The sequence below is a fragment of the Roseibium sp. MMSF_3247 genome, assembly GCF_030733765.1.
Taxonomy (GTDB): Bacteria; Pseudomonadota; Alphaproteobacteria; order Rhizobiales; family Stappiaceae; genus Roseibium.
Map to the genome: position 1 here is coordinate 66,722 of NZ_JASHII010000010.1, position 21,404 is coordinate 88,125.

20 protein-coding genes are annotated in these 21,404 nt (G+C 55.6%); 12 read left to right on the top strand and 8 right to left on the bottom strand.

Features of this window, described 5'->3' with window-relative positions; all coding sequences use genetic code 11:
* Positions 1-14: 14 nt before the first annotated feature.
* A complete protein-coding gene (locus tag RBB44_RS23475) occupies positions 15-1,346 on the bottom strand; it encodes a multicopper oxidase family protein (RefSeq protein ID WP_306150104.1) in 1,332 nt (443 codons plus the stop codon).
* Positions 1,347-1,690: 344 nt separating this feature from the next.
* On the opposite strand from RBB44_RS23475, the gene RBB44_RS23480 reads away from it, so the two are divergent.
* The 6 genes from RBB44_RS23480 to RBB44_RS23505 all read left to right on the top strand — a co-directional run bounded on the left by RBB44_RS23480 (position 1,691) and on the right by RBB44_RS23505 (position 6,788).
* A complete protein-coding gene (locus tag RBB44_RS23480) occupies positions 1,691-2,137 on the top strand; it encodes a dihydrofolate reductase (protein ID WP_371932335.1) in 447 nt (148 codons plus the stop codon).
* A 27-nt stretch (positions 2,138-2,164) separates the two neighbouring features.
* Positions 2,165-2,620, top strand: a complete 456-nt coding sequence (locus tag RBB44_RS23485; RefSeq protein WP_306150102.1) for a GNAT family N-acetyltransferase — start codon at positions 2,165-2,167, stop codon at positions 2,618-2,620.
* A 229-nt stretch (positions 2,621-2,849) separates the two neighbouring features.
* Entirely contained in the window at positions 2,850-4,049 is a 1,200-nt protein-coding gene (hflK, locus tag RBB44_RS23490) for an FtsH protease activity modulator HflK (protein WP_209174029.1), read from the top strand.
* 2 nt (positions 4,050-4,051) lie between these two features.
* Positions 4,052-4,981 (top strand): protease modulator HflC, encoded by a 930-nt coding sequence (gene hflC, locus RBB44_RS23495; protein ID WP_209174028.1) that lies wholly within the window; start codon positions 4,052-4,054, stop codon positions 4,979-4,981.
* The gene (locus RBB44_RS23500; RefSeq protein ID WP_008190419.1) at positions 4,978-5,163 is read left to right on the top strand and encodes a DUF2065 domain-containing protein; all 186 of its coding nucleotides are present in this window, start codon (positions 4,978-4,980) and stop codon (positions 5,161-5,163) included. Before hflC ends, RBB44_RS23500 begins: the two co-directional genes overlap by 4 nt.
* A 131-nt stretch (positions 5,164-5,294) precedes the next feature.
* The gene (locus RBB44_RS23505; RefSeq protein WP_371932331.1) at positions 5,295-6,788 is read left to right on the top strand and encodes a Do family serine endopeptidase; all 1,494 of its coding nucleotides are present in this window, start codon (positions 5,295-5,297) and stop codon (positions 6,786-6,788) included.
* Between the two features lie 67 nt (positions 6,789-6,855).
* Here RBB44_RS23505 and serB read toward each other — a convergent pair whose 3' ends face one another.
* Positions 6,856-7,746 (bottom strand): phosphoserine phosphatase SerB, encoded by an 891-nt coding sequence (gene serB / locus RBB44_RS23510; protein WP_306150101.1) that lies wholly within the window; start codon positions 7,744-7,746, stop codon positions 6,856-6,858.
* Between serB and miaA the strand changes: the two genes are divergently transcribed.
* Both miaA and RBB44_RS23520 read left to right on the top strand, forming a co-directional pair.
* Positions 7,745-8,707, top strand: coding sequence for a tRNA (adenosine(37)-N6)-dimethylallyltransferase MiaA (gene miaA / locus RBB44_RS23515; protein ID WP_306150100.1), 963 nt, complete (start codon positions 7,745-7,747; stop codon positions 8,705-8,707). The genes serB and miaA overlap by 2 nt on opposite strands.
* Positions 8,708-8,905: 198 nt before the next feature.
* Positions 8,906-9,442: a GNAT family N-acetyltransferase gene (locus tag RBB44_RS23520; protein ID WP_306150099.1), complete on the top strand. Its 537-nt coding sequence runs from the start codon at positions 8,906-8,908 to the stop codon at positions 9,440-9,442.
* Positions 9,443-9,533: 91 nt separating this feature from the next.
* Here the strand turns inward: RBB44_RS23520 and RBB44_RS23525 are convergent, their stop codons facing one another.
* Entirely contained in the window at positions 9,534-11,090 is a 1,557-nt protein-coding gene (locus RBB44_RS23525; protein ID WP_008193919.1) for a 2-isopropylmalate synthase, read from the bottom strand.
* Between the two features lie 486 nt (positions 11,091-11,576).
* On the opposite strand from RBB44_RS23525, the gene RBB44_RS23530 reads away from it, so the two are divergent.
* Positions 11,577-12,593, top strand: a complete 1,017-nt coding sequence (locus RBB44_RS23530; RefSeq protein ID WP_306150098.1) for a DUF3616 domain-containing protein — start codon at positions 11,577-11,579, stop codon at positions 12,591-12,593.
* A gap of 110 nt (positions 12,594-12,703) precedes the next feature.
* Here RBB44_RS23530 and RBB44_RS23535 read toward each other — a convergent pair whose 3' ends face one another.
* From RBB44_RS23535 to RBB44_RS23550, 4 genes are all read right to left on the bottom strand, one after another.
* Positions 12,704-13,615 (bottom strand): PhzF family phenazine biosynthesis protein, encoded by a 912-nt coding sequence (locus RBB44_RS23535; RefSeq protein WP_209178553.1) that lies wholly within the window; start codon positions 13,613-13,615, stop codon positions 12,704-12,706.
* A 511-nt stretch (positions 13,616-14,126) separates the two neighbouring features.
* Complete coding sequence (locus tag RBB44_RS23540; RefSeq protein WP_306150097.1) at positions 14,127-14,564, bottom strand: hypothetical protein; 438 nt, start codon at positions 14,562-14,564, stop codon at positions 14,127-14,129.
* A gap of 308 nt (positions 14,565-14,872) precedes the next feature.
* A complete protein-coding gene (locus tag RBB44_RS23545) occupies positions 14,873-16,024 on the bottom strand; it encodes a GNAT family N-acetyltransferase (RefSeq protein WP_306150096.1) in 1,152 nt (383 codons plus the stop codon).
* A gap of 69 nt (positions 16,025-16,093) precedes the next feature.
* Positions 16,094-16,996 carry a pirin family protein gene (locus RBB44_RS23550; protein ID WP_133946658.1) on the bottom strand — a complete coding sequence of 301 codons (903 nt, stop codon included), beginning with the start codon at positions 16,994-16,996 and terminating at the stop codon, positions 16,094-16,096.
* Positions 16,997-17,241: 245 nt separating this feature from the next.
* Between RBB44_RS23550 and RBB44_RS23555 the strand changes: the two genes are divergently transcribed.
* The 3 genes from RBB44_RS23555 to RBB44_RS23565 are packed head-to-tail and all read left to right on the top strand — an operon-like array spanning position 17,242 to position 19,905.
* Positions 17,242-18,168, top strand: coding sequence for an ABC transporter ATP-binding protein (locus tag RBB44_RS23555; protein WP_306150095.1), 927 nt, complete (start codon positions 17,242-17,244; stop codon positions 18,166-18,168).
* 46 nt (positions 18,169-18,214) lie between these two features.
* Positions 18,215-18,976 (top strand): ABC transporter permease, encoded by a 762-nt coding sequence (locus RBB44_RS23560; RefSeq protein ID WP_209178550.1) that lies wholly within the window; start codon positions 18,215-18,217, stop codon positions 18,974-18,976.
* Between the two features lie 29 nt (positions 18,977-19,005).
* Positions 19,006-19,905 carry a D-alanyl-D-alanine carboxypeptidase family protein gene (locus RBB44_RS23565; RefSeq protein WP_306150094.1) on the top strand — a complete coding sequence of 300 codons (900 nt, stop codon included), beginning with the start codon at positions 19,006-19,008 and terminating at the stop codon, positions 19,903-19,905.
* Here RBB44_RS23565 and RBB44_RS23570 read toward each other — a convergent pair.
* Positions 19,868-21,094 carry a GGDEF domain-containing protein gene (locus RBB44_RS23570; RefSeq protein WP_306150093.1) on the bottom strand — a complete coding sequence of 409 codons (1,227 nt, stop codon included), beginning with the start codon at positions 21,092-21,094 and terminating at the stop codon, positions 19,868-19,870. The genes RBB44_RS23565 and RBB44_RS23570 overlap by 38 nt on opposite strands.
* Positions 21,095-21,404 lie beyond the last annotated feature (310 nt).

The following is a 21,404-nucleotide window of genomic DNA, read 5'->3' on the forward strand; positions in this document are numbered from 1 at the left end:
CTGCAGAGGCGGACTTACGCAACCTCGAACCAGTCCATCATGCCGGAGGCCGCATGGCCAAGCATGTGGCAGTGAACCAGCCATCTGCCGGGATTGTCGGCGACCAACGCAATCTTCACGGTTTCGCCGCGCTGGGTCGTAAACGTGTCGCGCCAGTCTGGGTGAGCCAGCTTCTCGCCGTTGCGCTCCAGAACCCGGAAATGATGGCCGTGCAGATGGATCGCGTGGGGAAAGGCGGTGTTGTTGGTGCTTTCCAAAACGATTGTCTCACCGCGTTTTGCTGAGAAAAGCGGTTTGTCGCCCATGCCCGCCTGGCCATTAAACGCCCAGAAGTTTCCAGCCTGTACCAACTCCCGCAGGGACATTTTCTGACCGTTCATTGTGGCCGATTGCATCCGGCCCATGGCCCCGCCCGCCATGACGAGCGGAAAAGACCGGGCGTTTGCAAGATCGGGTTCGGGAAGAGAGTTGGGCGCTGGAACTCTGAGTTCCTCCGGCTCTGCTGTCTGACCGGACACAACGAAATTGGCAAAGGTGAAAGGCTGGCCTGTCATCATTTCAAACGGGATCGGGCCTGCACTGTCTGGCTTCATCACAAGATCTATGCGCTGGGCGGGCGCGAGCTGTATCACGCCGTCAATGTCTCTGGCTGTGTCGAAGCCTTGACCGTCCAGTGCGATGACCTTGGCGCCAAAACGGGACGGGGCCAGATCAAGGACACGAGAGGCTGAAGTGTTGATCAGGCGGATACGATGCCAGCGGCCTTTTGTAACCGGGATGTCGGGCAGCGATGTGCCGTTGATGGTCAACCAGTTGCCAAGCCGTCCAGCATGAGAGAAATCATGCCGGGCACCGAAGCTTGCCGTATCAAGCAGGCCATTATCGTCCAATCGCCAATCGGACAGCGAAAGGATGATGTCGGCATCCGGCGCGAAGGGATTGTCGTCCTCTTCGATAATGAGAGGACCGGCCAACCCGCGTGGCACCTGGTTCCAGCTCATGTGATGGGCATGATACCAGTATGTTCCGGCATCCGGTGCGACAAAATCGTAGTCGAAGGTCTCACCTGGCTGGACAGCTGGCTGCGTGAGCCCGGAAACGCCATCCATGGCATTGTCGATCCGGATACCATGCCAATGGACTGATGTCGGTTCGTCAATGCTGTTCTTGAACCGAACCTTGACCCGCTCCCCGCGCTTTACACGGATTTCCGGTCCGGGGAGTTTCCCGTTGTAGAGCCAGAGATCGGACAGGCCGCCATCTTCGCCGTAAAGTCGGCCTTGCCCTTTGACGGCTTCCAGCTGAATGAAGCCATCATCAGTCGCCGCCATTGTAAATCGGGGCATGCTCAATAAAGCCGCAGCAGAAGATGCCGATTTGAGGAACTGTCTTCTATTCATGCTGTTTTCTCGATCATAGAGGTGCAAGCAAGGAAGCCGCGGGGCCTGTCTTGCGTCGGACGATGGACCGAACCTTTTAGAACAATAGAGAAAGATGATAGGGCTTCCAGTTGCAGGAAGGTCAAGCCCGTGCCGTGCTGAAGCGCCCTAGATTAGAAAGCGCTCGTTTTCTGGCCGTTACCCGTGTTACGAGCCGGTTGACCAAAAGAATCGAGTGGGAGCGCGTCTTGCCTGAAACTGTCGTTATTGCTGCTGTGGCCAAAAACGGGATTATAGGCGCCGACAATGATATGCCTTGGCGGTTATCGTCCGATCTCAAGCGCTTCAAGAGCATGACCTTGGGCAAACCGGTTATCATGGGCCGGAAGACATTTTTGTCTTTTGGCGGGAAACCTTTGCCCGGCCGTCCGCACATCGTGATATCGCGAGATCCTGAGTATAAGCCGGACGGCGCAGAAGCGGCGACCTCTCTTGAAAGCGCGATAGATCGTGCGCGTGAAATCGCCGCAGACACGTCTGTAGATGAGATTGCAATCATCGGCGGTGGTCAGATTTATGCGCAAGCGATGGACCTGGCCAATCGTCTGGAAATCACCGAAGTCGTTGCTGAACCCATCGGAGATACGCGGTTCCCTGAGATTGATACGGCTATCTGGTCGGAAACTGCCCGCGTATCCGGAGAGCAAACGGAAAAAGACAGTGCACCGTTCACATTTGTAACCTATCGGCGCAAATGAGCACTCACGCGATCTGTGGAGACAATTTTGAAGAATAAGCTTAACGGCGCCTGGAATTCATTTGACGCTTTGAGCCCGCGGGACGTGCATGACCTTTTGAAGCTTCGGCAGGATGTGTTCATGCTGGAACAGGACTGCCTTTTTCCGGAGATCGATGGCAAAGACCCGGACACAGAGCATTATTTCCTGCGGGATGCGGAAACCGGCGCTCTCGCGGGCGCAATCCGATTGTCATCGAGCGGCGATGGCGCGATCCGGATTGGCCGTGTCGTTGTGGCGCAGTCCCATCGCGGCCTTGGTCTTGGCCGCGACTTGATGCTGGCGGGCATGGAAAAGGCGCGGCAAATTGCGCCAACTGGAGAAGTGCACCTTTCCGCGCAGGCTCATCTTGAAAAATTCTATGCATCCCTTGGGTTTCGGACGGTTTCCGAAGTCTATTTGGAAGACGATATTCCCCACATCGACATGATCGCGGCGCTTTAGAATCGGCTGATGTCCTTTCAAGTCCGGTTCAATACCTAATGGGGCTTGAAAATCGACGGCAAATAGCCCACCTGCGGTCCGGGAAGATCACGTTGTTCATATGGTGGGAAGCCGGGTGCTGCGTTGAAAGCACAAGGTAACCTCCCTATAACCTACGTTGAGTCAGAACGGGCGAAAGCCCAAATCCAGCCGCGGGTATCGTGGCTGGAGTTCACAGAAGGAAGTCTTGATGCCTTGGAGCAATCAGTCAGGTGGCGGTGGTGGCCCCTGGGGTGGTGGAAACAACGGCGGCCCATGGGGCGGCGGTGGAGGAAACAACAACGGTCCGTGGGGCGGTGGTCCCAATCGGGGCGGTGGCGGCGGCGGTGGCAATCCGCCCGACCTTGAAGAACTCCTGAAACGCACCCAGGACCGCATGAAAAACGTCCTGCCAGGTGGCGGCGGTGGTCTTGGCATCCTGGGCATTCTGATTGTTATTGGCCTTGGTGTCCTTGGCTGGCTCGCAACCGGTGTCTACATCGTTGACGAAGGTCGCGGTGAGGTCGGTGTTGAGCTTGTGCTTGGTAAGGTCACAGACCAGACAGGCACCGGTTTCCACTACAATTGGCCTTATCCGATCGGTGAGGTTTACAAGCCGCAGGTCGAGCAGCAGCGCGAAACCACCGTTGGTGTTGAAGAGCTCTTCACGAACACTGGCGCAGTTCGCTCCCGCGATGTTCCGGAAGAGAGCCTCATGCTAACCGGTGACGAAAACATCGTTGATGTCGGCTTCAAGGTTCAGTGGCGTATCAAAAACACCCGTGATGGCATCACAAACTTCCTGTTCAACATTCAGAACCCGGAAGGCACTGTTAAGGCAGTTGCGGAAAGCGCGATGCGTGAGGTCGTTGGCGAATCCAACATTGACGCAATCCTGACGCAGAACCGCGTGACCATTCAGAACGACGTTGCAACCTTGATGCAAAGCACGCTGGACTCCTACCAGGCCGGTATCGAGATCACCGAAGTGCAGATGCAGAAGGTTGACCCGCCGCAGCAGGTTATTGATGCGTTCCGTGATGTTCAGGCCGCACGTGCTGACCAGGAGCGGATCCAGAACGAAGCGCAAGCCTACGCCAACCGGATGGTTCCGGAAGCGCGCGGTGAAGCTGCCCGTATTCTGGAACGTGCGAATGCCTACAAAGAGCAGGCAATCGCCGAAGCGACCGGTCAATCACAGCGTTTCACCAAAATTTATGAAGAGTACAGAAATGCGCCTGATGTGACGCGCGAACGTCTGTACCTGGAAACCCTGGAGAGAGTCTTGGGTGATAACAACAAGATCATCATCGACAGCAACTCCGCTGGATCTGGCGTCCTGCCATTCCTGCCGCTGAACGACCTCAACGGTCGCGGCGCCGGCCAGTCCACCCGTACGGGAGGTAACTGATCATGCGTAGCGGTATTCTTGGTATTGTTGTCGTTGTTATCGGCTTTCTGCTCTACACCTCGATCTTCGTCGTTAATCCGACGCAGCAGGCACTGGTTCTGCAGCTCGGACGTGTTGACCGGGTGATCCAGGAGCCGGGCCCGCAGTTGAAATACCCGTTCGTGCAGAACGTGGTTTATCTCGACAAGCGGATCCTCGATCTGAACATGAGCCCGCAGGAAGTGATTGCGGCTGACCTGAAGCGTCTCGTCGTGGATGCCTTCGCACGCTACCGGATTTCAAACCCGGTCCTGTTCTATCAGCGCGTGAACAACATCCCGACGGCGAACCAGCGTCTGTCAACGTTCCTTCAGTCTTCGCTCCGTTCCGAGTTGGGTAAAGCATCCTTCGAAGCCATCGTCCGGGATGACCGGTCTGGCCTTATGGAACAGATCCGTCAGGAAGTTTCCCAGGCGGCGTCTGAGCTTGGCATTGAAGTTGTCGACGTGAAGATCCGCCGTGCGGACCTTCCGGATGCGAACTCGCAGGCGATTTTCGCACGGATGCAGACCGAGCGTCAGCGGGAAGCAACAGAGATCCGCGCGCAGGGTGAAGAGCAATCCCGCCGTATCCGGTCTCGTGCCGACCGTGATGCAACCGTTCTTGTTGCAGAAGCCAACCGTGATTCAGAAATCATTCGCGGTGATGGCGATGCGGAGCGGAACCGGATCTTTGCTGAAGCCTTCGGTGCAGATCCTGAGTTTTTCGCGTTTTACCGGTCCATGCAGGCGTATGAAGCAGGACTGCAGTCGGGCGACACGAGCCTGGTCCTATCTCCGGATTCCAGCTTCTTCCGGTTCTTCAAGGATCCGACCGGTGTGAATGCTCCGGCCGGCGGTGGTGGATCTGACGATGTGGAAGATATCCGGTCACCCTCGCTCGCCGCGCAATGAATGAGCTTTTAACGGCGATCGGTTTGGTCCTGGTGTTGGAAGGAGTTCTGTACGCAATTGCGCCAGGTGGCATGAAAAATGTCATGCGCAGTGCTCTGGAAACGCCGGACCAAACGCTTCGCGCCGCGGGACTAGGCGCGGCCGTTATTGGCGTATTTCTTGTGTGGATCATCCGCGGATAGCGAAAAGTTTAAGGGCGGGAGGGGCCAAAACCTCCCGCCCGTTCTATATTGTCTGCTAAATCCTGGGCATCGCCCAGTCTCGTTCGCACTCTCACGACAGTCACGATGGCTGGTATGGAGGATAAAGCCCTATGGCTCTGAAACTATTACGCCAAGGCATGCCGCGCGTTGTCTGTGCAACGGCGGGCATTATGCTCGGCGGTTTGATTGCGGTAACCCCCTTCCAAGGCTCTCATGCGCATGACGGCCATGGACCTGAAAGTGTCGCAGATCTTGCCGAGAACCTTGCAGATGCCGTGGTGAACATTTCTACGGCTCAAACAGTCCAGGGACAGCGCTCTGTTCCGATGCCGCAGGTTCCCGAAGGCTCTCCTTTCCAGGAGTTTTTTGAAGAATTCTTCAACCGCCAGAACCGCGACGATGACCAGCCACGCCGTGTCCAGTCCCTCGGCTCTGGTTTTGTTCTGGACGGTGAAGCCGGGATCATCATCACAAACAACCACGTGATCGAAGGGGCCGACGAAGTTACGGCAAACTTCAACGACGGCAGCAAGCTGCGTGCCGAAGTGATTGGAACAGATGAGAAAACGGATATCGCCGTTCTCAAGGTGGAGCCGGAAACCCCGCTGAAAGAGGTCGGTTTCGGCGATTCTGACGGTATTCGTGTCGGCGACTGGGTGATGGCGATCGGCAACCCGTTCGGCCTTGGTGGTACGGTCACCGTTGGTATCGTGTCTGCCCGGAACCGCGATATCAATGCGGGCCCTTATGACAACTTCATTCAAACGGACGCCTCCATCAACCGCGGCAACTCCGGTGGCCCGCTGTTTGATATGGACGGCAACGTGATCGGCATCAACACGGCTATCATCTCGCCGTCCGGCGGATCCATTGGCATTGGCTTTGCGATTCCGGCGAAGACTGCCATCCGCGTTATCGATCAGCTGCGCGAGTTTGGTGAAACCCGCCGTGGCTGGCTTGGTGTCCGTATCCAGGAAGTGACGGACGAAATCGCTGAGAGCCTTGGTATGGACGATGCGATTGGGGCGCTTGTTGCCGGCGTGACCGATGATGGCCCGGCTGCCAAGGGCAACATCGAGGCGGGAGACGTCATCATTAAGTTTGACGGCAAGACCGTTGAATCCATGCGGGAACTGCCGCGGATGGTTGCTGAAACGGCGATTGGCAAAGAAGTCGATGTCGTTGTGCTTCGGAAAGGCGAGGAAGTCACGATCCGCGTGACCCTGGAGCGTCTTGAAGAAAACCAGGTCACCGAGGCAAGCACGCCTGCAGAGCAGGAGCCGGATCAGCCGGCTGAAACCAGCAAGGTGCTTGGCATGACCTTGGCGGAGCTGGACGACGCTTTGCGCCAGCAGTTCTCCATCGAAGAAGACGTGACCGGGGTTGTTGTGACCGAAGTCGAGGCCGGGTCTTCTGCAGAAGAAAAGCGGGTGATGGCAGGCGATGTCATCAAGGAGGTCGCCCAGGAGGCTGTGTCGACACCCGCCGACGTCGAAGCGGAAATCCAAAAGCTGAAGGATGACGGCCGCCGGTCAGCGCTTCTGCTTCTGTCCAACCCGACCGGCGATGTTCGTTTCGTTCCGGTTCGGATCGAGGACAATTAGGCTTTTCGATTCTGACGTAGAAGCGAAAGGGCGCCGATGGGCGCCCTTTTTTCTTTTGTGAAAGCTCTTAGCTCAGCACAAAGTCCTGATCCGCATATCCTTGGAAATAGAGGAGGGCGGTGAGGTCGCCGTGGTCGATGCGGAAGTCGGCGGCAGCAGCAACGGCCGGTTTTGCCCGATAGGCGACACCGGCTCCTGCGCGCTCAATCATCGCAAGATCATTTGCACCGTCCCCGACCGCAATCGTGTCATCGAACGACAGTCCCTTGTATGCGACCAGCGCTTCCAGACGCTCGCGCTTGGCATCGCGCCCAAGAATCGGCTCTGCGACAAGGCCAGACAGCTTTCCGTCATCCTCCAGAAGGATGTTGGCCTGGTTTTCATCAAAGCCGATCATGGCGGCGATCGTGCCTGTGAAGTGGGTAAAGCCCCCTGACACCAAGGCACAATAGGCCCCATTGGCTTTCATGGTTTGCACAAGCGTTCGGCCACCGGGCATGAGCGTGATGCGATTGCTCAGAACGCTATCGATGGCAGAAAGCGGCAAGCCCTTGAGGAGGGACACCCGTTCACGAAGGGCTGGTTCGAAATCGATCTCACCGCGCATGGCCCGCTCGGTGATCTCGGATATTTTCTCTTTCAAGCCGAGCTCGGCTGCCAGTTCATCGATGCATTCCTGGCGGATCATCGTGGAGTCCATATCCGCAATCAGCAGCTTCTTCTTGCGGCTTTCCACTGGCTGAACAAACACGTCAACTGGAGCGGCAGCTATGATTTCCCGCAGCTTTGTATCCGCAGCCCTTGCGTCGACCCCATCAAAGAAGATATCCGCAGCTACACCGGGATTAAGTGTGGTTGGCGGCGTGTCAGATTTTAACGCCTCCGCCGCCCTTTGAGCCAAATCTACGCCTACGGCAGGGGCAGTCGGCTTTGACACCAGGGTAGCGACGAGAGACATGGACAAATCCTTTGAAACAGGGCCGGGCAGTGCGCACAAGCGGCGCGCCATTCTGATAGCGGGCCCAACGGCCAGCGGCAAGTCAGCCTTGGCTATTGAATTGGCAAAACGGGTCAATGGGGTCGTTGTGAATGCCGATTCCATGCAGCTATACGAGGATCTGCGCCTTGTCAGTGCGCGCCCATCTGAAAACGAGGAGGCAGAGGTCACGCATCGCCTCTATGGGGTCCTGCCATCGTCGGAAGCTTTTTCGACAGGCGCGTGGTTGCGCCGGATGTCAGACGAACTGGAGCTGATCTGGTCTGCCGGGCAGATCCCGGTCCTTGTTGGCGGAACGGGGCTGTACTTCAAGGCATTAACCGAGGGCTTTGCCGAGCTCCCCGAGATCCCGGAAGACGTGCGCACAAAAGCCCGCTCTCTGGCGGACGACGGCGGCGTTCCAGCGCTTAAGGCTGCATTGGCCGAGGCGGGCGACCACAACGGCGCTGAAGGGCTCAATGATCCGCAGCGCTTGGCGCGGGCGCTCGAAGTGCTTTTGACCACCGGCCGGCCGCTTGCGGAGCTCCAGACCGAACAGCAGTCACCACCGCTTTTGGACATCAAACAGTGCCTGCGCCTTGTACTTGCGCCGCCGCGTCCATGGCTTCACGACAGGATTGAAAAACGGGCCGGCCTCATGCTGACCCCGGAGGGAATCAAAGAAGTCAAAACCCTGCTCGCGCGGGAGTTGTCATATAAATTGCCGGCCATGCGGGCCATTGGCGTAAAGGAAATCGCGGGGTTATTAACAGGCAGCCGCGATATTGGGGAAACAGAGTACCGGCTTGTTGTTGCAACGCGTCAGTACGCAAAACGTCAGGAAACCTGGTTTCGCAATCAGATGCCGGACTGGCAACGGCTTGACCCGTCAAAAGAAATTGACACTGCCCGAATTGCCGATGAATTTTTGCGCGCTGAGTAAAACCAGAAATTTGTGCAGTGCACTGTGAGTTTCACGTTAACTTGTTGTAAATACGAATATTTTCATCGATAATTACGCATTATACTTTGGTCTGTCATGCGAAAGGCACAATTCAGGGTTACATGAGCCCTGTAAAAAGGAACGAGGCAGCGAACCCTCGTCATGGATAACTCCAAAGCCGGTATCCGGGAGGATGATATGCAGACGATAATTCTCGAATGCGACACCATTCGCCTTGTTCCGCTGTCCCTGTCGGACACCGACCTCATCAAATCACTTCAGGTGAATTGCGGCGGTAACGGATGTCTGGAAGGCAGTGATGCCTGCAAAGCCATGGCTGCCGAAAAATTTGTTCAATCCGCGCTCCAGTCACAAGATGACTTTGGTGTCTCCCGTTGGAAGGTTGAGGCACAAGATGGGGAATTTCTGGGCTGGGCAGGGTTCACGCCCTTGTCGGAGACGTCTGAAATCAGTCTTGGTTATTGCCTGCCGTCCACGCACGGAAAGATATCGAATGTGCCCCGACGTTTGTGCAAAGCGCTGACGGACTGGTTCTTCCGAGAAACTTATTTCTCCCATCTTGTATCCGTCGTACGGGTTGATAACAGGGCCATGCGGCAGGTTATCCTGGACGCCGGTTTCACGCATCGTGAGAGCAAGGCCATTGGCGGCATGCAGGCCGATCTTTTTCAAATGCTCAGCCCGTCGATGCAGACCTACCTCATGAGCGCTTGAGGTCCACACAATCCAGTGCGTCACGAAAAAAGCGGCACCTTCCGGCGCCGCTTTTTTGGTTTCAGGGATATGACCCTGCTGTTCCTTCGGATCAGACGGCCTGCAGAGCGCCTGGATTGCTCGCCTGCCGACGCTGCGCCAACTTGTTCATGGCAGAGACATACGCCCTTGCAGACGCGACGAGCGTGTCTGTATCCGCGCCCTTACCCGTCGCGATCCGGCCATCTGCTTCCAGGCGGACTGACACTTCAGCCTGCGCATCTGTGCCTTCAGTCACCGCGTGCACCTGGTAGAGCGACAAGGTTGCCTCGTGCGGCGAGATCGCCTTGATTGCGTTGAACGTTGCATCGACCGGGCCGTCACCGGTCGCTTCTTTGGTGACATGCTGACCGTCGACATCCATGGTCAGGATCGCCTTCTGAGGTCCGCCCGTTCCGGCAATTACCGTCAAGGCGATAACCTTGGTGCTTTCGCCCAGGATGTTGATTTCGTCCTCGACCAGCGCCTCGATGTCTTCGTCGTAGACATGCTTCTTGCGGTCGGCCAAATCCTTGAAGCGGCGGAAGGCATCCTGCAGGGCATTGTCACCCAGCTCGAAGCCCAACTCACGCAGCTTGTCACGGAACGCATGACGGCCGGAGTGCTTGCCCATGACCAAAGACGTGGCTTTGACGCCGACATCTTCCGGACGCATGATTTCGTAGGTTTCTGCGTTTTTCAGCATGCCGTCCTGGTGAATGCCGCTCTCATGAGCAAACGCGTTCTTGCCAACGATGGCCTTGTTGTACTGAACGGCAAAGCCGGATGCGCCAGCCACCATTTTGGATGCGCGGACCAGGAATTGCGGATCGATTTGAGTCTCATAAGGCAGGATGTCGCCGCGGGTGCGGATCGCCATGACAATTTCTTCCAGGGACGCGTTGCCCGCACGTTCGCCCAAGCCGTTGATCGTGCACTCGATCTGCCGTGCGCCGCCGGCAACCCCAGCCAGGGAGTTGGCAACCGCCAGGCCCAGATCGTCGTGACAGTGTACGGAGAAGATGGCCTGATCGGAGTTCGGGACGCGCTCGATGATCTGCTCGAACATCGCCTTGTATTCATCCGGCGTCGCATAACCGACGGTATCCGGCAGATTGATCGTGGTCGCGCCGCATTTGATCGCGGCTTCCACACAACGGCACAGATAGTCGATCGGTGTGCGAGTCGCATCCATGGCCGACCATTCGACATCGTCGATCAGATTGCGTGAGCGGGTAACGGTGTCGGTGATGATTTCCAGAACCTCTTCCTGGTTCTTGTTCATTTGGAACTGCAAATGGATCGGGGAGGTGGAAACGAATGTATGGATCCGGCCCTTTCCCGCATATTTGACAGCTTCGCCACACCGGTCGATGTCGGCGTGAATAGCGCGGGCCAGACCGGCGATGGTTGAGTTCTGGGACCGTTTGGCGATTTCACGTACGGCTTCAAAGTCACCGTTGGAGGCGATCGGGAAACCGGCTTCGATAATGTCGACACCCATTTCATCGAGAATTTCTGCAATTTGCAGCTTTTCTTCCAATGTCATGGACGCACCAGGCGATTGTTCTCCATCGCGCAAGGTGGTGTCGAAGATGCGGATCTGATCCTTCTCGGAGGTGGCAGTCATGATGTTTCGTCCCTTAGCTGGATCGGGCCGTTTTGAGCTATCGGGTGGGGCGCGCGATCCGGATTTTCTGATGCGGTTCTAAGACTTCTCCCCTAAGTGCCCGTTCGCTTCAAAACATGCGAACAGCCGACGCTCAGGGGCATCTAAGAAGGAGGAGATCGCCAAGTAGGAGAAGGCCGCCGCGCTGCTGGATCTGCGCGTCGATAGAAGATGCTGCAATGTCGCGATGCGCGATCATGGGTCTTCTTATGGCCTTTGGTCGTTCCAAAATACGACACCAAGTCTGCTCTCAAAGAGTGACTGGTGCGTTAATCTTCGTAGTTCTTAGGGCAGGATTGTTTTTGATGCAACCAGCTTTTGCGGAGCTTACCCTGTTTGATCAAGATAGAAAGAATTCTGGAGTTCACATTTTGGTCGTTGGAACGGGCTGGCTTTGACGGATGTTTTGTTAAAACGGAAGTCCGAAACACTTTTGGGGGCAGAGCAATGATCGGGAAGACAGCAACATTGATGTATGCCTTGGCCGGAGCGGTCGCCTTGCTCTTTGTACCGAACGGTCTTGCGAGTGCAGATGAGGTCGGCTTTGTCGCAGAATGGTTAGTAAAACCGGAGTTCGACGGCAAAAAGAAGCTGCGCAAGAGCATCAGTGGTGCTGCCTGCGCCCCAGTCGCTCCACCAGTATGTGTGGTCGCTCTGGATGAAAAGCAGCGAACGCAGTTTTTCACCATAGACGGTAACCGGATCATTCCGGGCAAATCCATGCGTTTGTTGCCAAAGGAGCTGAATGGCGCAAAAACCGGCGAGATCGATGCAGAAGGCGCAGCTTACGGTGACGGGTATTTCTATATCGTCGGATCGCATGGGCTGAGCCGCAAGAAAGCAGAGTTCAATCCCTCCTCTTTCTTTCTATTCCGGTTTTCGGTTGATGAAGAGACCGGGTTTCCAGAGTTCGAGTTTTCCAAGAAGAAGGTTGCCCCGGACATCGAGCGGACCGATGCGCTCAGAGCGATCTTGAAAGGTGCACCGGATCCTATTGGCCAGTATGCCGAAAAGCCGCTCGGTGAGGGCGGCGGCGGTGTCAACATCGAAGGCCTCGCATACCATGATGGCCGGCTTTACATTGGCCTGCGCGGTCCTTCCGTCGAAGGCCGTGCATTTCTGCGCAGCGTCAATGTCGATGCGCTGTTTTCCAACTCAAAACCGGATTTGGACGTGATTGAGTTGGCCCTCGGAAGTGGAACCGGGGTCCGGGATCTCGCCGCCGTTTCTGACGGTCTGATCGTATTGTCCGGCCCTGTCCAATCGAAGGGGGACTATGCGCTTCACCATCTCCGGTTCCCAAGCCTCACCCTCTCGAAACTGGCAGATCTAAAGATGCCAGATAAGGACCACAAAGCAGAGACCGTCCTTGTTTTGGCGGAAAACGCGGCCTCGTTTGACCTGCTTGTCATGTACGACGGCGCGACGGATGGTGGGCCACGCGAATACAGGTTCGCCAGATAGGGCCGCATGTGGTGCTTAGGGTCGACAACGAAAAGCCCCGGACAGCGCCGGGGCTTTATTTGATTTATTAGATGAGAGCTATGGCCGGGCGGGTGGCCTTTGGCAACGGCCTAAAGAAACAGTTCGCCCCGGGCGACCAGCGTTGCTTGTCCGCCAACCCGGATGGCATGCATGTCGCCGTTTTCAATATCGATTTCCAGGTCGATCAGCGACGGGCGGCCCATCTCAAAGCCCTGTTCGATCCGGATGTGATGGGTTCCAGCTGTCAGTCCATCATAATGCCGGATCACGCCCGCAAAAGCGGCTGCGGCAGATCCGGTCGCCGGGTCTTCCATGATGCCCATGTCAGGTGCAAACAAGCGGGCGTGAAACGCACTGTCATGAGACCGGGTTTCCCGGCAATAGACGTAGGCATCGTTATGCTCGTCATTGCCAAAGCCCTTCTTCCACATTGCAGGGACCGGCTTTGCCTGCGCCAGGGCATTCAAATCCCGGACCGGGATGAAATTGAAGGCTGGACCGACCTTGAATCGGGAAGGAGCATGATTTTCAAAGCCGATGTCTGACGGCTCCAGATTGAGCGCGGCCGCGATGAGTTCAATATTCTGCGTCGGACCTGCCGGTTCCGGCAGCGCCGGCACATCAAACTCCGCGAATGCAGTTGCGTTTTCCCGCAAGATCACGGCACAGCGGACTGTACCGATCTTTTGCTTCAGAACGACCACTGCGTCCTGCTCTCCGGAGACGTCGCCAAAGCGCTCAACGGCCATCAAAATCGCCGTGCCGACAGTTGGGTGGCCTGCGAAGGGCAACTCGCATTTTGGTGTGAAAATCCGCATGGAAGCAGAGTGGCCAGGGTTCTCAGGCGGGAACACAAAAACAGTTTCGGACAGGTTGAACTCGCCGGCAATCTTTTGCATTTGCTCATCGCTCAAGTCCTCACTGTCCAGCACCACGGCCAGCGGATTTCCAGCCAATGCCTTGTTTGTAAAGACGTCCAAGATCGCGTAGCGGCGGCTCATGCAGTGTTCTCCCTGGAGATCGAACGCGTTTCTAGTTCGAAGGTGAGCGGACTTTTACATTTCTTCGCAAGTCCCGCCAGACCTTTGCCGCGATTGTTGGTGAACAAACTCTTGCGTGGCCGGGTGCTGATGGCTGTGATTGGCGGATAGCTGCGCTAATTGCGGAATGAGCGCTTTGCGGAGATCAGAGCTCTCCAAGGACGTAAGACATCTGGTCTGCAATGACATCTTCAGAAGGCTCGATTTTGGTGGGGCGGTACCTGTGGCAGAGCCGTTCAAGCAAAAAAAAGGACTGCTCTTGGAGAAGCAGTCCTTCGAAAGGTTTCTTTGCCAGTCTGCCAATAAGCGGTAGAAATCAACCCGCCCATCTTCATACTGATTCAAAAAGTCTCAAAGTGGCCCAAGCAGAAGATAGTATGCCCGAAACAAAAAATTGCTCCCCATCTCTGCTCTACTGAAATATCATCAGCAATGCGGTCATGCTACTGAGCGGCTGTTCGGTCTTCAAGCCTTATTCGTCTTCGTTCTCAAATTGATAACGTTCAAATGACCAGAAGACCGCGAGGAGCGCTGCCACACACCGATCTATTACAGAACGCTGAAAGTTTAACTTCGCGCGCTTTGAATCGGTCTTTGATTGGGCTGGTTCATAGTCAAAATTGAAGACGTATTTCTTTGGCGAAGTGTCTGAAATTGCAAGGATGTGCTGGGTATCAAGCAACCTGCGGATGATCCGGTTCATGGTCGGCCGGGTAATGTTTAATTGCTGTGCCAACTTGGCCTCAGAGACACCACCTTCGCCATCAGACGCAGCGGTTATTCGCATGACAACTGCAGTAGTATCATAACTGTCCAGATTAAGATGCGTCTTTACAGAATCTATATTGTCAAAAATGAGATCAGCGATCTCAACCGCTATAGTATTATCGCTGTTTTTACCATTTTTCATTGTTGGCGTCGCTTCTTCACAGATTGGCTGGATCTTCTCATTTTGAGAACCAATGAACAGCCATTTGAACCAAGAGTGTCGGGGTCTATATCAATTTGACCAACTGCGGCATTGATATAACCGGCATCGATGATTGGTCGGGGGCTTGCGATCATCTTTCACGGGCGTGGCGGCGATTTATTCAATTGAGCTCTTGCGTTGGTGTTTGCAAAGGGTAAGCCTCTTCTGTTGCTGAATGCTGAAAGTCATTCAATTGATACACTCGGATAAGCCCTTTTCGGGATCTCCCATGGCTCCAGCGTTAGTATCTAGCGCAGGATGTGGTTTCCAAGCGCCCTCGCATAGGAGGCGACCTTAGGACCAGTAAGGTCTCGTCCCGATCGGATGATGCGGATGTCAGCAAGCTCCTTTTCCTCTGAGGCCATCGAATGTGCGATGATGTCATGACGGAGCGCTTCGGCTGACCGGTCGCTGTCGAACACTTGCGCAACGCTGATACGAGCACCGTCGAAAACGATCAGCAAGTCGTCTGGCACAAGATCATTCAGGTGAAGCCCAGTCTCTTCCTCCAGTTCCCGCGCGATCGCCCCCTGGATGTCAATCAGCCCTGTCGGACCGACGTCAGACGGATCAAGGTTGCCACCAGGTGGGTAGATCTGACCTGCGGTTGCTGTATGGGCGGACATGACCCCGTAGAGGAGTGCGCCGTCCGATGAGCGTATGACTGCCGAGCCGAAGAGGTTGAATGTTGTTAGATCCGGAGCGCCCCAGTCCCGCCAAGTCAGGAACGCGGCATAAGAGCATTCCGTGCACACACCGGTGAGGGCTCCATTGTCAAATGAATGACTGGTAAGCTTGAGCGTTCTGCCGTTCCACAACTCCGGGATACGCCTTTGTTGCTCCGCAAAGTGTGCGGCTATTTCAGCGACATTTCCCGTTTCAAAATCCCAAGCGTTTGATGAGACCGAGAGCGTGATCTCTGAAATCGGCACTACATTGCCCACAAGTGTCTTTTCCATCAGGGGCATGAACCGGCCAGGTGCCATCTTGCTGGGTTCCTGGCCGACAGTCTTGTACTGTCTCCGCTCATAAAAACCGCCTGCATTCACCTCACTCCGCAGAGTGACCTTGTCACAACCAATTTGACGGGCACGATCTTCGCTGCGCTGGAGAAGCAGGGTGCCTATGCCTTGCTTTTGAGCGCCTGGCGAAACATAGAGATACTCGAGCTTGACGGATCGAGGCGTGTTTTGCCTTAGTCCGGAAAAAGCGATCGCATGACCGGCGTCTTCGGCAACAATCATCTCCTGCTCGGTGATCATCTGCGATGTGATTTGCCACTGCTCACGCCACTGGCACATCAGGTCTTCGGGATACCCCCATGAGGCCTTGGCATCGTGCATGATCTGAGTGAGAGCCGGTGCATCGTCTGCAGTCGCGGCACGGAGTTTCAACGGCATAGCTGTCCAATCAGTTATGATCAGAAAGCCGTAGTGATTGTATGTGAAAGTTGCAAGGCGGTTGATAACCTACCTGATGAACGTCCCGTTCTGGAGTTCCGTGATCGCCTGCATCAGTTCTTCACGGGTGTTCATGACGATCGGACCGTGCCACGCGACAGGTTCCTTGATGGGGGCGCCCGAGACCAGCAGAAAACGGATCCCGTTCTCACCGGCATGAACCACGATCTCGTCGCCTGTACCAAATATGACCAGCGTGCGGTCTCCGGTCTGGTCGCGGATCTTGAGCTCTTCGCCCCCGAACTCCTTTTCGGTCAGCACGCCAAATGGATCCGAAGCACCTTCAAACTTTCCTGAACCCTCGAAGATGTATGCGAAGGTCTGCTTGTAAGTGTCTACTTTGAAACGCTTTTTGCGTCCCGCAGGAACATGAATATCCAGATACTGCGGGTCGGCTGCGATTCCGTCGACAGGCCCCTTCTTGCCCCAGAACTCCCCAATGATCACACGTGCGGATGTGCCGTCATCATCCACGACGACGGGGACGTCCTTGCCTTCGATATCCTGGTAGCGCGGTTCCGTCATTTTCAGGGATGAGGGCAGGTTGGCCCAGAGTTGAAATCCGTGCATCTTGCCGGTCTCATCCCCCTTGGGCATCTCCTGGTGCATGATCCCGCGGCCCGCCGTCATCCATTGCACAGAGCCTGCGCCAAGTGTGCCTGTGTTTCCCAGACTGTCGCCATGCTCCACGGTGCCTTTCAGCACATATGTGATCGTTTCAATGCCCCGATGCGGGTGCCAGGGAAATCCGGCGAGATAGTCTTCAGGACGATTGTTGCGGAAATCGTCCATCATCAGAAACGGATCCAGCATCTCCGGATCTTGAAAACCGAACACCCGTTCCAGCTTGACGCCAGCACCTTCAAGTGTGGACTGGGTTGAACCAATATGGGTGACGGGGCGAACGGACATGGCGTGTTCCAGACGTTATTGGATGTTGTGCTGCAAGATAGAGGATTTGCCTTGAAAGCCCATAGGGGAGCGGTTGGACGCAGCGTTTCGACTTTTGAAACAATCAATTCCCATCTGCTGACAGGGGCTGTCAGGATGCAGCCAGCCTTGTATCTTGCAGTTGATTGGACCACATGCGAGTGTGCCCGCCCAAACGACCCGCAGTCTGCCGGTCTGATACATTTCAAAAAACTGGTTAGATTTTCATGGCGCCGATCCTTTCCGTCCACGATCTGGAAAAAACCTATGATGGCGGGTTTCAGGCGCTGAAGTCGGTGTCCCTTGAGATTGAGAAAGGTGAGGTTTTCGCGCTTCTCGGTCCCAACGGTGCCGGCAAGACAACCTTGATCAGCACAATCTGCGGTCTCGTCCGCCCGACGTCTGGGAGCATCACCGTTGGCGGGCACGATGCACTGAAGGACTACCGTGCGGCGCGGCGAATGATTGGTCTGGTGCCCCAAGAGATGCCGACAGCGCCCTTCGAAATTGTAGGTGATACCGTCGCCTTGAGCCGGGGTCTGTTTGGTTTGAAACCAAACCCGGACTTGGTTGAGAAAATACTTAAGGACCTGACGCTTTGGGATAAGCGCAAAAACCCGATCATGGCTCTTTCCGGCGGCATGAAACGACGGCTTTTGGTGGCCAAGGCTCTGGCTCATCAGCCGGAGATCCTGTTCTTGGATGAGCCGACAGCAGGGGTGGATGTGGAACTGCGTCACGACATGTGGCGCATCGTTGGCGAGTTAAAGGACAAGGGCGTCACGATCATTCTGACCACGCACTACATCGAAGAAGCTGAGGAAATGGCCGACCGGGTCGGCGTCATCAACAAGGGAGAAATCATCCTTGTTGAAGACAAGAACCGTCTCATGCAAAAGCTCGGCCGCAAGGAGTTGACCCTGTCTCTCAGCTGCGCCGTAACAGAGCTTCCCCCGGAGCTGCAGAAATACGATCTCAAACTGTCTGAGGACGGCGACAGTTTGACGTACACCTACGACACGCAGGGGGAGCGCACCGGGATTACCGCTTTGCTGACGGATCTCTCTAAAGCTGGTGTTTTCTTCCATGACCTTCAGACCGATCAGTCCTCGCTTGAGGACATTTTCGTCGACCTTGTGAAAAAGGGAGACTGAGGCGAATGGAACTCGATTTTTCTGCCGCTGAGCAAGGATTACACGGATGAATTTTGAAGCGGTCAAAGCGATCTACCTTGCCGAAATGGCGCGCACCAAACGCACGATCATGCAGTCGATCATCTCACCGGTGATCTCCACGGTTCTCTATTTTGTTGTCTTTGGTGCAGCAATCGGGTCCCGGATCAGCGAGGTGGATGGTGTCTCGTATGGCGCGTTTATCGTACCGGGCCTGATCATGCTGTCTTTGATGACGCAGAGCCTGTCGAACGCCTCCTTCGGCATTTATTTCCCGCAGTTTACAGGCACAATCTTCGAGGTGTTGTCGGCACCAATCTCATTTTTGGAAATAACGATCGCCTATGTCGGAGCCGCTGCAACAAAATCGATTGTTGTTGGTTTGATCATTCTGATCACGGCCAACTTTTTCGTCGACATTGAAATCCAGCATCCGTTCTGGATGGCGGCCTTCTTTTTATTGACGGCCATCACGTTTGCGCTGCTCGGTTTCATCATCGGCATTTGGGCCGACAATTTTGAGAAGCTGCAATTCGTCCCGCTTTTGATCGTGACGCCGCTCGCCTTTCTGGGGGGGAGCTTTTACTCGATCTCGATGCTGCCTGAGGTCTGGCAGAAGGTGACGTTGATCAACCCGGTCGTCTATTTGATTTCAGGATTCCGGTGGAGTTTTTACGGTCAGGCCGACGTCTCTCTTTGGCTCTCGCTTTTCATGACGCTTCTGTTTTTGGGCGTCTCCCTTGCGATTGTTCATTGGATCTTTAAAACGGGTTACAAGCTGAAACCCTAGGGGTCTCCGAGTTGAATTTGATAGGCGTTATGAGTTCTTCGCGCTTTTGGCGCAGTCTTCCGGCGGTTGTGCTGGCGGCATCTTTGGCCGCCTGTCAAACTGCGGGCGGGCCGTCTCAGTCTGGCGCACCTTCCGGTCAGGCTGCAGCGGTTCAAACTGCGTCTTTGCCCGTAGTCAGCTATGCGCCGGCAACCGCGCAGGAGCGGGGCTTTTCGGCCCTTGTGCTGAACGCCGCAACGGGCCAGGAACTCTATGCCGTTAACGCCGATGCCCCGCGTTTTCCAGCCTCGCTCACAAAAATGATGACGCTTTACATGCTGTTCGAGAGTGTCAGTTCCGGCGAAAACCGGTTGTCGAGCCCATTGAATGTGTCTGCAAAGGCGGCGTCCCAGCCGCCGGCCAAGATCGGCCTGAAGGCCGGCAGCACGATTACGGTCGAGCAGGCGGCCCGCGCACTGGCCGTTAAGTCGGCTAATGATGTCGGCGTGGCGGTTGCTGAAAACCTGGCTGGCAGTGAGGCGGCTTTTGCGCGAGAGATGACCCAAAAGGCCCGCGCGCTGGGCCTGTCGCGCACTCGTTTTGTCAATGCCACCGGCCTTCCAGATCCAGCTCAAGTAACCACAGCGCGGGACATGGCAAAGCTTGGCCTCGCACTCAAGCGTAGGTTTCCGCAATATGCGAGTTATTACCGGGCTCAGTCTTTTACCTACAACGGGCGGTCATTCCGGGCGACCAACAATCTCCTGGGCAAGGTCCAAGGCGTCGATGGTTTGAAAACCGGTTATATTCGCATGTCCGGCTACAATCTCGTCGCAACGGCGCGCCGCGGCGGCAAGCAGCTGATTGTTGTGGTTATGGGCGGTCAAAGCGAGGCTGCGCGCGATGCCGAGGTCACACGGCTGATCGAAGCTCATTTTCCGGCGGGCTAAGGCTGTCAAGTTGCGCCAATTCCTCAGCGAATTTCGGCGTTTCTGTCTCTTGAACGGCCATAGTGATCCGATTGCGGCCCTCATTCTTTGATGTGTACAAGCCGGTGTCGACAATTTTGAACAAATCTGTTGGTGTCAGGCCTTCACCGGTCCCGTGATACATGCCACCCGAGATAGTGATTTGAAATCCGTCCGGGGCAAACTCGTAAGACTGGGTTTCGACCAGTTTACGGATCCGCTCTGCGATCATAACTGCGTCCTCCTGGCCAACATTGGGAAGAAGGAGGCCGAACTCCTCTCCGCCGAGGCGGGCGAAACAATCGCTGCGGCGCAAATGATGTCGGATCGCCTGGCAGACCTTTACCAACGCTTCGTCGCCGGCCACATGGCCAAACCGGTCGTTGACCTGTTTGAAATGGTCCAAATCAAACTGTATCAGACCAAAATGTGTTCCCGTTGCAGGCTGGAGTTGGGTCTCCAGGCGCCGCAGGAACTCCCGGCGGTTAAAGGTGCCGGTCAATGGATCCCGCCGGGCGTCTTCATGATTGTTGCGCGCCAACTGCTCAAATGAAATCGCCATAGAAAACGCACCGGAAATGGCGATGAAAATCAGCGAAATCATCAAATGAATATTGACTGTCCCGTCTTCAATCATGCCGGGCCCGAATGGGCCATCAGCCAGGACACCAAGCAGAATTCGCAGAGCGGCCTCCAGGGCCAGCAACCCGAAGGCGATGATCAGTGCAAGGCTCGATACGAGCCCGCGAAACGCCGCTGAGCCATAGGTTGCCGCAACGCTGATACAGAGCGCTGCAAAAAGCAGGTTGGAAGCGATATAGGCGAGGGCATACACCTCAAAAACGTATGCCAGGGCGGCTATGATCACGTAGATGCCAACGGGCGCGATCATGAGACCGAACGGGGTGGCCGATTGTTTGAGACTGCGCGCAGCGTGCAGGTGAAATCCAAACCCGGTTAGCAGGAGAACATTGGGCAGCAAGTAAGTCGCAATCACCGGCAGGACTGAAAGACTTGCAAATGCTGCGAGGGCGCCGACCGACAATGCGTTGGCAGTCGCCCAGCTTCGCCAATGCGTGTTTGGACGCGCACTGAAGGAAATGGCCAAAAAAGAAATGGCGAAGACCGACAACAGGAGCATGTTTGCCGAAAACAGTGGCAATGGCGTCATAAAAAATCGGTCTCCGGGATTTTTATCCGAGGCGCTTGTTCTTACTCTAGGGCAGAGCGGGTTTCCGGCCAATTATCTCTGCCCGCTAAAATTTCATCAAAGTGTAATCGGTGAAAGCGTTTTCTTACGCCAACAGCTCAAAAATACGTCTGCAGCGCAGACCTCCGAAGTGTGCGTGTCTCCCGGGGGCTTAATGAAAAACCCCGCCGTTTCCAGCGGGGCTTTTGAATTCTCAGTCACGTAGACCTTGGTTTTTGGTCTTGTCGCCGAGCGCGTTGGACTTGCCCCCCCCGCGTTTCGCCTTTGGCGA